The organism is Pseudomonas sp. 2024-210, from assembly GCF_045062345.1.
Taxonomy (GTDB): domain Bacteria; phylum Pseudomonadota; class Gammaproteobacteria; order Pseudomonadales; family Pseudomonadaceae; genus Aquipseudomonas.
Map to the genome: position 1 here is coordinate 181,322 of NZ_JBJGEJ010000002.1, position 12,947 is coordinate 194,268.

Sequence of the window (12,947 nt, forward strand, 5' to 3'; positions counted from 1 at the left end):
GCCGATTAGCATGCTTTTACTTGTAGCTTGCAGCTTGCAGCTGCCTTCAAACTCTAAACCTTCCCACCAACGCTTGCAGATGCGAGCCCAGCCGCGCCAGCTCAACACTCGACGCGGCAGTCTCTTCACTCGCCGCGGCGGTCTGCTCTGACACATCGCGCACATTCAATACACTGCGGTTGATCTCTTCCGCCACGGCGCTTTGCTGTTCGGCGGCGGCCGCTATCTGCTGGTTCATCGCCTGAATGGCCGACACGGTGCGGTTGATATTGCCCAACGATTCACCCGCACGGCGAGTCAGTTCAACGCTGTTGTCCGTTAATGTGCGGCTGTTGTCCATGCTGCTGGAGACTTGCAACGTACCGCTTTGCAACCCGGCAATCAGTTCTTCGATTTCTTCCGTGGATTTCTGTGTGCGCTGGGCAAGGCTGCGTACTTCGTCGGCAACCACCGCAAAACCACGGCCTGCCTCACCGGCGCGCGCCGCTTCAATGGCGGCGTTGAGCGCCAGCAGGTTGGTTTGCTGGGCCACCGATTTGATCACATCGAGCACACTGCCAATCTTGTCACTTTCGCGCTTGAGATGGCCCATGGCCTCAGTCGAGTGACCCACTTCGATGGCCAGTTTCTCTATCTGGGCAATCGCTTCGCCCACCACTTTGTCGCCTTCGCGTGCCTGTTGATCAGCCGCCAGAGCTGCTTCTGAGGCTTCTTCGGCATTACGCGCCACTTCTTGCACCGTCGCTGTCATCTCATGCATGGCCGTGGCGACCTGATCGGTTTCCACTTTTTGGCTGTTGACCCCGGAGCTCGTCTGCTCGGTCACGGCCGAGAGTTCTTCCGCTGCGCTGGCTATCTGAGTCACACCCTCGCTGATTCCGCCAATCAACTCGCGCAGGCCCTCGGTCATGCCTTGAACCGCTTGCTGGAGCTGCCCCAGTTCGTCACGCCGGTCTGTGCGAGTGTCCTGGGTCAGATCACCGGCCGCCACGTGCTTGACGGTCTTGAGGGTGTGTTGCAGCGGAATAACGATCTGTCGGGTGATGGCCCAGGCGGCCATGATGCCCACTATTAAGGCCAGTACTGTGCAAATGGTGAGCAGACGCTTGGCCTGGGCACTGTCTTGATCGCGCTTGGCGGCTTGCAGTGTCGAGAGCTTTTGGCTCAATTCGATCAGGTGAGTGCCTTGCTGGTGCATGCGCTCTATAGCCTGTTCGCCATCTTGACCCAGTCTGGCCAAGGCCTGTCGATAGTCGGTGACGGCTGCCAATTGTTGTTGCACCAGTGCGATGTCATCTGGGGCAATAAGTTGTGTGCGCGACTTCTCAAGCGCGGTGTCCAGTTCATTCAATTGTTCATTGACGGCCTTGAGGTTGTCGTCGCTCGCGCGCAACTCATATTCAAGGCGGGCAATGCGCAAGTCCTTGGTCAAACCAATTATTTTTGAAAGGTTGGCCAGCTTGTCACCTCGGTCAATCACCGAGGCCAGTCCATTCCAGCCGGTGGCAGCAATCAGCAAGGTCAAGACAAGCACGAGGCCAAAGCTGACACTGAGTTTGCGGTTGACGCTGATATTGCCGAGAAGTTGAACCAGCCGACGGTACATGATGACGCTCCTTTGATTGACTCGACGCACTCGACGTAAAGCCGTCCATTGCTTAGAGAAGGCATCGGCTTGGCATGGAAGAACTGTAGGCAGTTGGCTTTAAAAAGTGTGACGAGCATCACCTGTAGCCGCTGCCGCAGGCTGCGATCGACGGCGAAGCCGTCGCAAAACCGTCTCGCGCGTTTGTACCTGTTAGAACACACGACCTGAATTTACGATTGCTTCGCAACCGGACGCAGCCTGCGGCAGCTGCTACGAGAGGGGGGTCAGAACAAGCGGGCGAGCAGGGCGGTGACGGCGGTTTCAACCCGCAGAATGCGCGGGCCCAGTTGCACCGGTTGCAGACCGGACTTGGCCAACAGGTCGATTTCGTAGGGGATCCAGCCACCTTCCGGGCCAATGGCCAATGTCACGGGTTGATCCAGCCCGCGCGGGCACGCCGGGTAATCACCCGGATGACCAACCAGACCCTGCGTACCCTCGACCAGCGCGGGCAGACGGTCTTCGACGAAGGGTTTGAAGCGTTTTTCGATCACGATCTCGGGCAGAACGCTGTCGCGGGACTGTTCCAGCCCTAAAATCAACTGTTCGCGAATGGCCTCGGGCTCCAGGAAAGGCGTTTGCCAGAAGCTCTTTTCAACCCGGTAACTGTTGACCAGCACCACCTTGGGAACCCCCATCGAGGCGATGGTTTGCAGCACCCGGCGCAGCATTTTCGGGCGTGGCAAGGCCAGTATCAAGGTCAGCGGCAGTTTCTCGGGCGGCGGCTGGTCAAGGCTGAGGATTTGCAGCTCGGCTTCCTTGGCCTCTAGGCGCATCAACTGGGCATTGCCCATCAAGCCGCCAATACGTCCGACTCGCAGGCTATCGCCTACCACGGCGCGGTGAACGTCTTGCATGTGCGTCAAACGGCGGTCACGCAGGATGACGCGATCGTCTGCAATGAAATCAGCCTCTTCGAGGAGCAGCAGGTTCACGCTTGCGGTGCTGGCGGTTGGGCGTTGTTATCACGCTCGGACTGCTCGTCCGGGTGGTCGCCACGCTTGTTCTTGCTGACCAGGCTGCCAAATAGAATGCCGATCTCAAAGAGCATCCACATCGGAATCGCCAACAGGGTCTGCGAGAAAATATCCGGCGGGGTCAAAATCATCCCGACGACAAAGCAGCCGATGATCACGTAAGGGCGGATTTTGCGCAGGTATTTGACGTCGACAATGCCGATCCACACCAACAGCACCACGGCCACGGGGATTTCAAAGGCCACACCAAAGGCAAAAAACAGGGTCATGACGAAATCTAGGTAGCTGCTGATGTCGGTCATCATGGCGACACCTTCAGGGGTGGCGGCGGCGAAAAACTTGAACACCAGCGGGAACACCAGAAAGTAGGCGAAGGCCATGCCGGCGTAGAACAAAAAGATGCTGGAAACCAGCAGCGGCACAGCAATGCGCTTTTCATGCTTATACAGGCCGGGCGCGATAAAGCCCCAGATCTGATGCAGGATCACCGGGATCGCAATAAACAGCGACACCATCATGGTCAGCTTGAGGGGCGTCAGAAAGGGCGAGGCCACATCGGTGGCGATCATGGTGGCACCCACCGGCAGGTATTCACGCAATGGCGTGGAAACCAGCGTGTAGATCTGCTGAGTGAAGGCGAACAAACCGGCGAAGATGATGAAAATCGCGGCAATGCAGCGCAACAGGCGGGTGCGCAGCTCAGTCAGGTGCGAGACCAGCGGCATTGGCTGGTCGAGTTCAGGCTTATCGCTCATGCGCTTAAGGGGCTCGCGGTGGCAGGGTTGAGTCGTGGGGCGCTGCCGGTTGAGGCGCAGTGTCAGAGGGCGTCTTGTTCAGGCTGATCGGCGCAGGGCTGGTCGTTTCGACAGGCGGTGGCGACTCGGGTGTCTGGCTCGGCGTGAGCGGTTTTACGGCGTCCTGGAGCGGGGCCAATATCTTCTTGGCTTCCTCTTCCATCGACAGGATGTGTTCGTTGTGCAACTGGCGACGAATCTCGTCGGCACCGATTTCACGCTCCACTTCTTGTTTGATCGCATTGAAACTGCGCTTCAAACGACCGATCCACAGGCCCGCGGTGCGCGCGGCACCTGGCAGGCGCTCGGGGCCGAGTACCAGCAAGGCCACAAGGCCCACGAGCAGCAGTTCACTGAAGCTGATACCAAACATTAGCGTTTGCTCACACGTCTTTGCGGGTCGGCTCTTCGACTTTCTGCGCCTGCACGTCAATGGTGTGCGGCTCGTTCAGCGTCGAAGTGGTGTGGGGTTGCGGCGCGGCGGTGGGCTGTGCAGGCGGAACCACGGGCTCGGCAGGCTTTTCGTCGTCGTTCATGGCTTTGCGAAAGCCCTTGATCGATTCACCGACATCGGTGCCGAGGTTTTTCAGTTTTTTGGTGCCGAAGACCAGTACCACGACTACCAGAATGACGATCCAGTGTTTCCAGTCAAAAATACCCATGATCTTTTGCTCTCCAAAACAAGGTTAGGCAGATGGCCGCGAGGCTTTTTCCACGTGGCCGGAAGTGCCGATACGACGCTCCAGTTCATCCAGCACAGCCTGAGGGTGCAGACCCATTTGGGCGAGCATGATCATGCTATGAAACCATAGATCGGCCGTTTCGTAGATAACGTCGCTGCAATCGCCGCTGATCGCAGCATCTTTGGCGGCGATGATGGTTTCTACCGACTCTTCGCCGACTTTTTCCAGAATCTTGTTCAAGCCCTTGTGATACAGGCTGGCGACATACGAGCTTTCTGGCGTGGCGCCTTTGCGTGCTTCGAGCACTTGGGCTACGCGGCTCAGGGTGTCATTCATGGGAGTGTCCTGCGTGATAAATGGCATGCGGGTCTTTAAGCACTGGATCGACAGCCTTCCATTCGGCGTTTTCGTAAACCCGATAGAAGCAGCTCTGACGTCCAGTATGGCAGGCGATGTCGCCGATTTGCTCGACCATCAGGATGATCACATCAGCGTCGCAGTCCAGGCGCATTTCATGCAATCTCTGCACGTGACCTGATTCTTCGCCCTTGCGCCACAGTTTGCCACGCGAACGTGACCAGTAAATGGCACGGTTTTCAGCAGCGGTCAGGCTCAGCGCTTCGCGGTTCATCCAGGCCATCATCAAGACGCGCCCGGTTTTATGATCCTGGGCAATCGCCGGCACCAGGCCGTCGCTGTCCCATTTGATTTCGTCCAGCCACTCTTTCATGTTCGACTCCGACAACCGGCCTTGACCCTCTGGTCAAGGCTCGGTGAATTCACAGTTTGCCAGCCTCGCCCGGGGCTGGCTATCGGCGCACGATCAGATACAAGCCTACCGCCAGCATGATCCCGGCGGGCCAGTAGCCCAAGGTGTGCAGCGGCCCTACACTGGCCAGCAACGCCCCTGCGGCCAAGTGCCCGGCGCCGAGCAGGCGCAGGAACCAGCTGTCCCTCGGTTCGCTGATCACCAGCTTCTGATTTTTAGCGTGGGGTTGCGACATACGCTCCAGCAAATCGCGGGTCATGCCGGCCAGATGCGGTATCTGCTCGACCTGGCTGTGCAGGTTGCGCAACAAGGTTTTGGGGCTGACGCGCTCACGCATCCAGCGTTCGAGGAACGGTTGGGCGGTGCTCCACAAGTCCAGATCCGGGTACAGCTGACGGCCCAGCCCTTCGATGTTCAGCAAGGTTTTTTGCAGCAACACCAACTGCGGCTGGACTTCCATGTTGAAGCGGCGCGCCGTCTGGAACAGACGCATCAACACTTGTCCAAAGGAAATCTCTTTCAGCGGTTTCTCGAAAATGGGTTCGCATACAGTACGGATCGCTGCCTCAAACTCATTGAGCTTGGTGTGTGCCGGCACCCACCCCGAATCAATGTGCAATTGCGCCACTCGGCGGTAATCGCGCTTGAAGAAGGCAAACAGATTGCGCGCCAGATAATCCTGATCTTCGGGGGTTAGGCTGCCGACGATGCCGCAGTCGATGGCGATGTACTGCGGGCTCCATGGGCTGACGGTGCTGACAAAGATATTGCCGGGGTGCATGTCGGCATGGAAGAAACTGTCGCGGAACACCTGGGTAAAGAAAATCTCGACCCCGCGCTCGGCCAGCAGCTTCATGTCGGTGCGCTGATCGGCAAGGGTGGCCAGATCAGTGACCTGAACCCCGTAGATACGCTCCATCACCAGCACTTTGGGGCGGCACCAGTCCCAGTAGATCTGTGGCACATACAGCAGCGGCGAACCTTCGAAATTACGCTTGAGCTGGCTGGCGTTGGCCGCTTCGCGCAACAGGTCGAGTTCGTCGTAAATGGTCTTCTCGTAATCGCTGACCACGTCGACCGGGTGCAGCAGGCGTGCGTCTGCACTTAGGCGTTCGGCGATTTTGGCCAGAATAAACAGCCAGGCCAAGTCTGAGCCAATGATCGGTTTTAGACCGGGCCGCACGACCTTGACCACGACTTCCTCGCCAGTCTTGAGCTTGGCCGCGTGGACTTGTGCTACCGACGCCGAAGCCAGAGGCTCAATGTCGAAACGGCTGAACACGTCGCTTATTTTGGCGCCGAGCTGCTCTTCGATCAGTTTGACCGCAACCTGCGGGTCGAACGGCGGCACGCGGTCTTGCAACAGCATCAACTCATCGGCGATGTCTTGTGGGAGCAAATCGCGACGAGTGGAGAGAATTTGCCCAAACTTGATAAAGATGGGTCCCAAATCCTGCAAAGCCAAACGCAACGCAGCGCCGCGGCTCAGCTCAAGTTTTTTGCGCGGGAACCAGCGCCACGGCAGCGCATAACGCAGTGACAACAACCACCACGGCAAGGGCAAGGCGAACAGCAGATCATCCAGACGGTAGCGAATGACGACGCGCTGGATACGAAACAAACGGCGTATGGCAAGCAACTTCATGCGTTATCGCTGGTATTGAGGGACCGGCAGAGGCGCTCGAAGCGGGCCTCAAGACGATCCAGGTCGAGTTTGAGTTGGTCGAGCTCATCAAAGCGCGCTTGCGCCTCACGTTCTCCGACCAAAGTGCGAGCTTCTTCACTCAGGTATTCAGCGAGGTTCTGATTGAGGCTGGCAAAACCTTGCTGATACCAATGGGCGCGGCTGCGCACATGGCCACCGACCAAGGCAGTAGCAACGGGGCCGATCCAGCGCGAGAGTTCGTATTCCCAGTCCAGCTCCAGATCTTGCAGAACCGCCGCCAGTGCCATCAACACATGGCTGTCGCCTTCAAGCTCGACCTCGGGGCCATGCAAAATGCTGGTTTTGTCTTTGCTCAAGGCCAACCGCAACAAGCTGGACGCGGGGGCGCGCAAGGTGCAATCGGCATCGGCGGCCCAGTGGGCAGCCAACAACAGGCCTTCGTCGCTAGGCAGAATAAACAGGTGCAGCGCGGGGCTTGCGCACTCCACTGCAATCACCTTGCCGGTCAGCGGCTGCAAGCGAGCCAGCGCGGTACTGTCCAATCGCAATATACGATTGATGCCGGTTTCGACGCTGGCGAGAAGGCCCCTGAGCAACATCAGGGTTTGATGCCGCGATGCAGCGCAACGATGCCGGACGTCATGTTGTGATAGGTCACACGGTCAAAACCGGCTTCAACCATCATCGACTTGAGCGTCTCTTGATTCGGGTGCATGCGGATCGACTCGGCCAGATAGCGATAGCTTTCCGGGTCATTGAGGATCAGCTTGCCGACCATTGGCATGAAGGCGAACGAGTAGGCGTCATACACCTTGGACATCAGCGGGTTGGTCGGCTTGGAGAACTCGAGTACCAACAAGCGGCCGCCCGGCTTGAGCACTCGCAACATGGAGCGCAGGGCGTCTTCTTTGTGGGTCACATTACGCAGGCCGAAAGCGATGGTCACGCAATCGAAATAGTTGTCCGGAAACGGCAGCTTTTCAGCATCGGCCTGAACGAACTCGATATTGCCCGCCACGCCTTTGTCCAGCAGGCGGTCACGGCCAACCTTGAGCATGGAGGCGTTAATGTCGGCCAGCACCACTTGGCCAGTGGGGCCAACAAGGTGCGAGAACTTGCGTGCCAGATCGCCGGTGCCGCCCGCAATGTCCAGCACCTTGTTGCCTGGACGAACGCCAGACAACTCGATGGTGAAACGCTTCCACAGGCGGTGCATGCCTCCTGACAGAACATCGTTCATCAGGTCATATTTACCGGCTACGGAGTGGAAAACCTCGGCGACTTTTTCCGCTTTCTGGCTTTCTGGAACGTTTTTGAAGCCGAAGTGTGTGGTGGGTTCGGCATCGCTGCCTTTGCGCTGATCAGTCATATCGCTGTCACCAAAAGAGAATGCTGGACATTCTAATCCTGCTGACCGGCTTTGTCTTGGCCGGGCTCGGTTGACGTGTCACTGCCTGCCGCGCGGTGCAGACAATGTCCGTATAGTGGCAGGCTTTTCTATCAGGAGTGAGCAATGGCCCGCATCAATGTTGAACGCGCCCATAACCTTGGCCTCGAGGCCGCCCGCGAAAAGGCCCAGCCGTTGGTTGAAAAGCTGGCCGGGCAATACGGCCTGACGCCGACCTGGCAAGGCGATACGGTAAAACTTAAGCGTTCCGGCGTAAACGGCACGCTGGAAATCGGCGAAAAAACCGTCAAGGTCGACGTAGAGCTGGGCATGCTGATGTCCGCAATGAGCGGCATGATCCAGTCAGAAATTGAACGTTCATTGGATAAAGCGCTGGCCTGAGCTGGGCACCTGCCCATCAGTCAACCTGTCGACGAGTCAAAGGGCGGTGTCAATGCAATGGCATCGCCTTTAAGGAAGCTTGAGCGTCGCGATGGAGTTTCAATCGGTAGGAAAGTGCATGTGTTTAGGTAAACTTATTTAAAGAGTTAGGTGTGAAACAGCCAAAAGGCTTTACCTAGCGCTGTTGTCAGGTTTTGCAGTGCGTTTTAGCGAAGTTGGTAGTTTTTCATGAGTGACTAATATGGGTAAGAGGAAACACAATAACCCTATTAGGAATTCAAAATGTCTCTGTATTTAAATGCTGTTGTTCATAATCCAAAAAACATGTCCGCTACCGAAATTGCCGAAAAAGTTGAAAGCGTTCTCGAAGAGTTTATTTCTTCGCGTGATTTGAAATGGGCGCCGGTTGTTGAATTGAAGTCGGGTATTAGCTACGTGGTTCAAACTGAAGCAGGTGACATGACTGGTTTTGTCAGCATCAATGGCTTCCGTGTCGTCTTTTTGATGGCCGGTGCGGCAGCGGCGGATGACGCCTGGACTGCAGAAAGCGATGCCATTGAGCTGATGGAGCGGGCATTCCCCAACTCTGCTGAAGTCTGAGTGCTTGATGCGTGTCATGTCCAATAGTGATGTGACGGCTGTTAGCGAAAGGATCAACAGCTAACAGGTTTGCTTAAGCGTCAATTAAAGTGTCGCCTTTTTATAAGGCGCACTTTTTTAGCGCGTGTGTCTGACGGTTTTCCTTTAAGGAGTGGGAATGTCTAATTATATTTTTACAGTTGCACGTACTTCTGAAATCAGTCACGCAGTTGCACGGAAAAAAGCCGAGCGTGTCGTGCAACTATTCATCGCTGCCAACGAGCCTCTTAGGTATCGAGAGGAAGTGAAGACCGAAAACACAGTGGAATTTTTAATTCATGACTCCGAGGGTGCAGAGTTTGGGAAGATTCTGGTCTATATGAATAGCGTTATATTTATGACCTACGGGCCCTTGGCGCAAGCTGAAGCCTGGAGCTTTGAAAGTGAGATCACTGACTTGATGGACGGGGAGTTCCAACAGGGCAAGGTGAAAACCTCCGCCTGAATGTTGCATTGGGTGGCGTCATCTATTTCTGCTGTAGGCGGAGTTTTTTGAATCTTCACCGATAAACAGAGTTTCAAGCTTGAATCGCGAGCATTTTGCGTCTAAGCCTGACTAAGGTGAACGCCATGTTCATCTTGGCGAGTGGCCACCTTGGCTGATCGACGTCACCATTGGGCATAAAGGGGAATACGATGGCTGCTAAAAAACCGACTGCACACCAAAGTCCTTCATGGGTAGGTAAAGTTGAAGAGTATTCCCGAAAAATCTGGTTGGCGGGTTTGGGGGTCTATTCAAAAATTGATACAGACGGTAGCGGCCTGTTCGACAGTCTGGTCAAAGAGGGTGAAAAGGCAGAGAAGCTGACCCAGGCAAACGAACCCAAAACGGCAAAGCCATCAACACGCTCTAAAGTGGACGACGTTAAAGAGTTGGCATTGGGTAAGTGGAGCGAATTGGAAGAGGCATTCGATAAGCGTCTGAACAGTGCCATTTCACGTTTGGGCGTGCCCAGTCGTGAGGAAGTGAAAGCACTGCACGCGAAGGTTGAGACGCTCACCCATCACATTGAAAAGCTCACTGCCGCTGCTGCAAAAGTAGCGGCGAGCAAATCACCTGCCGTGAGCAAGCCTGCCCCCGTCAAAGTAGCGGCCAAGCCTGCGGCCGCCAAGTCGGTTGTCAAACCCGCGAGTCGCGCAACCGCGCCGGCTAAACCTGCTGCTGCAAAACCTGCTGCGCAGAAGCCTGCCGCCAAACCGGCCGCCAAGGCGCCTATAGCCCCCAGCAAGCCTGCTCCAGCGAAACCTGCTGCTGCCAAAGCGGTGACTAAAAAGCCCGCTACCCGCAAAAAATCCACCACATCCAAAGCGACCCCGGCAACGGTCACGCCTTCAGATGAAAAAACATCAAGCTGACGGGGTTTGCCTTGGCTTGGCTGTGTTCGATGGCCCCTGATATCGGGTGCTTACAGCATCAACTTCACAACAGAGACAGCTGGGTCCCTCGATTTGCCGGCTTTTTTCAGTTCTTCCAGATAATCCGCCCATAAAGCGTCTTGGCGTTTACCCAGTTCATAAAGGTAATCCCATGTAAATAAGCCGCTGTCATGGCCGTCATCAAAGGTGAGTTTGAGCGCGTATTGACCCGCAGGTTCGACCTTGCTCAAGCCGACATTGATTTTGCCGTATTGCAGGATCGGATTGCCGTGACCCTGAACTTCGGCAGACGGCGAATGCACACGCAAAAACTCGGCAGGCAAGGTGTAAACCTCGTCTGGCCCATAGGTGAGCGAGAGGGTTTTAGAGACTTTGTGCAGTTTGATAGCTGTAGGAAGCTTGGTCATTGCCGTAGGTCCGTCAGAGTTAATGTGCCTTTAGCCCATGCACAAACACAGTAGCCGCTGACGCAGGTTGCGATCGTCGACTGTGTCGGCGCAGGATCCAGAGATCACTGAAGGCTTTTTAGCCTTATCGCAGCCCTCGCAGCGGCTACAAGTGCTGTGTACACCCTTGCAGGCAGAGGCTTACAAGATGTAGCGCGAGAGGTCTTCGTTCTCGGCCAGTTCACCCAAATGGCTGTTCACATACTCTGCATCGATGCGAATCGGCTCTTCTTGTTGAGCGCTGGCGATATCACCGGCACTGAACGACACCTCTTCGAGCAGACGCTCAAGCAGCGTGTGCAGGCGGCGGGCCCCGATGTTTTCGGTTTTCTCGTTAACCTGCCAGGCAATTTCCGCCAAGCGCTTGATGCCTTCAGGCATGAACTCGATGTTCAAACCTTCGGTCTTGAGCAGCTCGCGGTATTGCTCGGTCAAAGAGGCATGCGGCTCGCTGAGAATGCGCTCGAAGTCTTCAGGCGACAAGGCTTTGAGTTCAACGCGGATCGGCAGACGGCCTTGCAGCTCAGGCACCAGATCGCTTGGTTTGCTCAGGTGGAAAGCCCCTGATGCGATGAACAGGATATGGTCGGTTTTGACCATGCCCAGTTTGGTGTTGACGGTGCAGCCCTCGATCAGCGGCAGCAGGTCGCGCTGGACGCCTTCGCGGGATACATCGGCACCGCCAACATTGCCGCGTTTGGCCACTTTGTCGATTTCATCAATAAACACAATGCCGTGTTGCTCTACGGCTTCCAGGGCTTTGGCTTTGAGTTCTTCATCGTTAACCAGGCGGCTGGCTTCTTCGTCACGCACCAATTTCAGGGCTTCTTTGACTTTCAGCTTGCGGTTTTTGCGCTTGCCTTTGCCCATGTTGGCAAACAGGTTTTGCAACTGGTTGGTCATTTCTTCCATGCCAGGCGGCGCAGAAATATCGACACCGGCGACGTCAGCCACTTCGATTTCGATTTCTTTGTCGTCCAACTGACCTTCACGCAGGCGTTTGCGGAACAGCTGACGCGTGTTGGAATCCTGTGGCACTGCAGCTTCTTCACCAAAGGTGCGAGGCGGTGGCAGCAGGGCATCGAGGATGCGCTCTTCAGCCGCTTCTTCAGCACGGTGGCGAACTTTGACGATTTCTTGTTCGCGCAGCAGTTTTATGGCGGCATCTGCCAGATCACGAATGATCGACTCGACGTCGCGGCCGACATAGCCGACTTCAGTGAACTTGGTGGCTTCCACTTTGATGAACGGTGCGTTGGCCAGCTTGGCCAGGCGACGTGCGATTTCGGTTTTACCGACACCGGTCGGGCCGATCATCAGAATGTTTTTTGGCGTCACTTCAACCCGCAACTCTTCGGGCAGTTGCATCCGGCGCCAGCGGTTACGCAGGGCGATAGCAACGGCGCGTTTGGCGTCGTCCTGGCCGATGATATGACGATTGAGTTCGTGGACAATTTCGCGGGGAGTCATGGACATGGTAGTTGGCGTTCCTCTAGCTAAAGTAAGGGTCACAAACGGGCTGGCAGACCGGCCCGGCAGGCGTCTTAATTAGCGAGGTCCTGCTCCTCGATAGTGATGTTGTGGTTAGTGAATACGCAGATGTCGCCCGCGATCCCGAGTGCGGTTTCGGCGATTTCGCGGGCCGAAAGGTCGGTTTTCATCAACAGGGCGCGGGCTGCCGCTTGGGCAAAAGCACCGCCAGAACCCATTGCGATCAAGCCGTCTTCGGGCTCAACCACGTCACCGTTGCCGGTGATGATTAACGACGCATCTTTGTTGGCAACCGCCAACATGGCTTCCAGGCGGCTCAGTGAGCGGTCGGTACGCCATTCTTTGGCTAACTCGACAGCAGCACGAACCAGATGGCCTTGATGTTTCTCAAGCTGGCCTTCAAAGCGTTCGAACAAGGTGAATGCATCGGCGGTCGCACCGGCAAAGCCAGCGATAACCTGGCCGTGATAGAGGCGACGAACTTTTTTCGCGTTGCCTTTCATCACGGTATTGCCAAGGGAAACCTGGCCGTCGCCAGCCATGACGACTTTGCCGTGACGGCGTACTGAAACGATGGTGGTCAAGGGAGAGTCTCCACGCAGCGGGGCGAAAATGCCTGATGGAAATACATATGGGGGTTGTAGTCGTTTTTTCAACCGCGGGGAGGG

At 56.1% G+C, this 12,947-nt stretch carries 17 protein-coding genes; 4 read left to right on the forward strand and 13 right to left on the reverse strand.

Features of this window, described 5'->3' with window-relative positions; all coding sequences use genetic code 11:
• Positions 1 to 46: 46 nt before the first annotated feature.
• From ACI7MX_RS03495 to ubiE, 10 genes are all read right to left on the reverse strand, one after another.
• Entirely contained in the window at positions 47 to 1,606 is a 1,560-nt protein-coding gene (locus ACI7MX_RS03495) for a methyl-accepting chemotaxis protein (protein WP_405584918.1), read from the reverse strand.
• A gap of 266 nt (positions 1,607 to 1,872) precedes the next feature.
• The gene (locus ACI7MX_RS03500; protein ID WP_405584921.1) at positions 1,873 to 2,583 is read right to left on the reverse strand and encodes a 16S rRNA (uracil(1498)-N(3))-methyltransferase; all 711 of its coding nucleotides are present in this window, start codon (positions 2,581 to 2,583) and stop codon (positions 1,873 to 1,875) included.
• Positions 2,580 to 3,380 (reverse strand): twin-arginine translocase subunit TatC, encoded by an 801-nt coding sequence (gene tatC / locus ACI7MX_RS03505; protein ID WP_314488517.1) that lies wholly within the window; start codon positions 3,378 to 3,380, stop codon positions 2,580 to 2,582. Before tatC ends, ACI7MX_RS03500 begins: the two co-directional genes overlap by 4 nt.
• A 4-nt stretch (positions 3,381 to 3,384) precedes the next feature.
• Positions 3,385 to 3,792 (reverse strand): Sec-independent protein translocase protein TatB, encoded by a 408-nt coding sequence (tatB, locus tag ACI7MX_RS03510; protein WP_405584925.1) that lies wholly within the window; start codon positions 3,790 to 3,792, stop codon positions 3,385 to 3,387.
• A gap of 10 nt (positions 3,793 to 3,802) precedes the next feature.
• Positions 3,803 to 4,081, reverse strand: a complete 279-nt coding sequence (locus ACI7MX_RS03515) for a twin-arginine translocase TatA/TatE family subunit (protein ID WP_019825245.1) — start codon at positions 4,079 to 4,081, stop codon at positions 3,803 to 3,805.
• 24 nt (positions 4,082 to 4,105) lie between these two features.
• The gene (locus ACI7MX_RS03520) at positions 4,106 to 4,438 is read right to left on the reverse strand and encodes a phosphoribosyl-ATP diphosphatase (RefSeq protein WP_314488524.1); all 333 of its coding nucleotides are present in this window, start codon (positions 4,436 to 4,438) and stop codon (positions 4,106 to 4,108) included.
• Complete coding sequence (gene hisI, locus ACI7MX_RS03525; RefSeq protein WP_405584929.1) at positions 4,431 to 4,832, reverse strand: phosphoribosyl-AMP cyclohydrolase; 402 nt, start codon at positions 4,830 to 4,832, stop codon at positions 4,431 to 4,433. The genes ACI7MX_RS03520 and hisI overlap by 8 nt, the downstream gene beginning before the upstream one ends.
• Before the next feature lie 79 nt (positions 4,833 to 4,911).
• Complete coding sequence (gene ubiB, locus ACI7MX_RS03530; RefSeq protein WP_314488529.1) at positions 4,912 to 6,516, reverse strand: ubiquinone biosynthesis regulatory protein kinase UbiB; 1,605 nt, start codon at positions 6,514 to 6,516, stop codon at positions 4,912 to 4,914.
• The gene (locus ACI7MX_RS03535) at positions 6,513 to 7,136 is read right to left on the reverse strand and encodes an SCP2 sterol-binding domain-containing protein (RefSeq protein WP_314488532.1); all 624 of its coding nucleotides are present in this window, start codon (positions 7,134 to 7,136) and stop codon (positions 6,513 to 6,515) included. The genes ubiB and ACI7MX_RS03535 overlap by 4 nt, the downstream gene beginning before the upstream one ends.
• Entirely contained in the window at positions 7,136 to 7,906 is a 771-nt protein-coding gene (gene ubiE, locus ACI7MX_RS03540; RefSeq protein ID WP_122785216.1) for a bifunctional demethylmenaquinone methyltransferase/2-methoxy-6-polyprenyl-1,4-benzoquinol methylase UbiE, read from the reverse strand. The genes ACI7MX_RS03535 and ubiE overlap by 1 nt, the downstream gene beginning before the upstream one ends.
• Before the next feature lie 144 nt (positions 7,907 to 8,050).
• On the opposite strand from ubiE, the gene ACI7MX_RS03545 reads away from it, so the two are divergent.
• From ACI7MX_RS03545 to ACI7MX_RS03560, 4 genes are all read left to right on the forward strand, one after another.
• Positions 8,051 to 8,326 (forward strand): polyhydroxyalkanoic acid system family protein, encoded by a 276-nt coding sequence (locus ACI7MX_RS03545; protein ID WP_122785215.1) that lies wholly within the window; start codon positions 8,051 to 8,053, stop codon positions 8,324 to 8,326.
• Positions 8,327 to 8,608: 282 nt separating this feature from the next.
• A complete protein-coding gene (locus tag ACI7MX_RS03550; protein WP_405584934.1) occupies positions 8,609 to 8,926 on the forward strand; it encodes a hypothetical protein in 318 nt (105 codons plus the stop codon).
• A 157-nt stretch (positions 8,927 to 9,083) separates the two neighbouring features.
• Positions 9,084 to 9,410, forward strand: coding sequence for a hypothetical protein (locus ACI7MX_RS03555; RefSeq protein WP_314488542.1), 327 nt, complete (start codon positions 9,084 to 9,086; stop codon positions 9,408 to 9,410).
• Positions 9,411 to 9,601: 191 nt separating this feature from the next.
• Complete coding sequence (locus ACI7MX_RS03560) at positions 9,602 to 10,321, forward strand: phasin family protein (RefSeq protein ID WP_405584937.1); 720 nt, start codon at positions 9,602 to 9,604, stop codon at positions 10,319 to 10,321.
• 50 nt (positions 10,322 to 10,371) lie between these two features.
• Here ACI7MX_RS03560 and ACI7MX_RS03565 read toward each other — a convergent pair whose 3' ends face one another.
• The 3 genes from ACI7MX_RS03565 to hslV form a co-directional block, all read right to left on the reverse strand.
• A complete protein-coding gene (locus ACI7MX_RS03565; protein ID WP_314488547.1) occupies positions 10,372 to 10,749 on the reverse strand; it encodes a DUF971 domain-containing protein in 378 nt (125 codons plus the stop codon).
• A 180-nt stretch (positions 10,750 to 10,929) separates the two neighbouring features.
• Positions 10,930 to 12,264: an ATP-dependent protease ATPase subunit HslU gene (gene hslU / locus ACI7MX_RS03570; RefSeq protein ID WP_405584940.1), complete on the reverse strand. Its 1,335-nt coding sequence runs from the start codon at positions 12,262 to 12,264 to the stop codon at positions 10,930 to 10,932.
• Between the two features lie 68 nt (positions 12,265 to 12,332).
• Complete coding sequence (gene hslV, locus ACI7MX_RS03575) at positions 12,333 to 12,863, reverse strand: ATP-dependent protease subunit HslV (RefSeq protein ID WP_122785209.1); 531 nt, start codon at positions 12,861 to 12,863, stop codon at positions 12,333 to 12,335.
• Positions 12,864 to 12,947: the final 84 nt, after the last annotated feature.

What these genes read in the sequence shown, in the direction of transcription:
- hisI (WP_405584929.1), bottom strand. Translation starts at nt 4,832, where the DNA reads ATGAAAGAGTGGCTGGACGAAATCAAATGGGACAGCGACGGCCTGGTG.
- tatB (WP_405584925.1), bottom strand. Translation starts at nt 3,792, where the DNA reads ATGTTTGGTATCAGCTTCAGTGAACTGCTGCTCGTGGGCCTTGTGGCC.
- ACI7MX_RS03520 (WP_314488524.1), bottom strand. Translation starts at nt 4,438, where the DNA reads ATGAATGACACCCTGAGCCGCGTAGCCCAAGTGCTCGAAGCACGCAAA.
- ACI7MX_RS03550 (WP_405584934.1), top strand. Translation starts at nt 8,609, where the DNA reads ATGTCTCTGTATTTAAATGCTGTTGTTCATAATCCAAAAAACATGTCC.
- hslU (WP_405584940.1), bottom strand. Translation starts at nt 12,264, where the DNA reads ATGTCCATGACTCCCCGCGAAATTGTCCACGAACTCAATCGTCATATC.
- tatC (WP_314488517.1), bottom strand. Translation starts at nt 3,380, where the DNA reads ATGAGCGATAAGCCTGAACTCGACCAGCCAATGCCGCTGGTCTCGCAC.
- ubiB (WP_314488529.1), bottom strand. Translation starts at nt 6,516, where the DNA reads ATGAAGTTGCTTGCCATACGCCGTTTGTTTCGTATCCAGCGCGTCGTC.
- ACI7MX_RS03555 (WP_314488542.1), top strand. Translation starts at nt 9,084, where the DNA reads ATGTCTAATTATATTTTTACAGTTGCACGTACTTCTGAAATCAGTCAC.
- ACI7MX_RS03545 (WP_122785215.1), top strand. Translation starts at nt 8,051, where the DNA reads ATGGCCCGCATCAATGTTGAACGCGCCCATAACCTTGGCCTCGAGGCC.
- ACI7MX_RS03565 (WP_314488547.1), bottom strand. Translation starts at nt 10,749, where the DNA reads ATGACCAAGCTTCCTACAGCTATCAAACTGCACAAAGTCTCTAAAACC.
- ACI7MX_RS03560 (WP_405584937.1), top strand. Translation starts at nt 9,602, where the DNA reads ATGGCTGCTAAAAAACCGACTGCACACCAAAGTCCTTCATGGGTAGGT.
- ubiE (WP_122785216.1), bottom strand. Translation starts at nt 7,906, where the DNA reads ATGACTGATCAGCGCAAAGGCAGCGATGCCGAACCCACCACACACTTC.
- ACI7MX_RS03515 (WP_019825245.1), bottom strand. Translation starts at nt 4,081, where the DNA reads ATGGGTATTTTTGACTGGAAACACTGGATCGTCATTCTGGTAGTCGTG.
- ACI7MX_RS03535 (WP_314488532.1), bottom strand. Translation starts at nt 7,136, where the DNA reads ATGTTGCTCAGGGGCCTTCTCGCCAGCGTCGAAACCGGCATCAATCGT.
- ACI7MX_RS03495 (WP_405584918.1), bottom strand. Translation starts at nt 1,606, where the DNA reads ATGTACCGTCGGCTGGTTCAACTTCTCGGCAATATCAGCGTCAACCGC.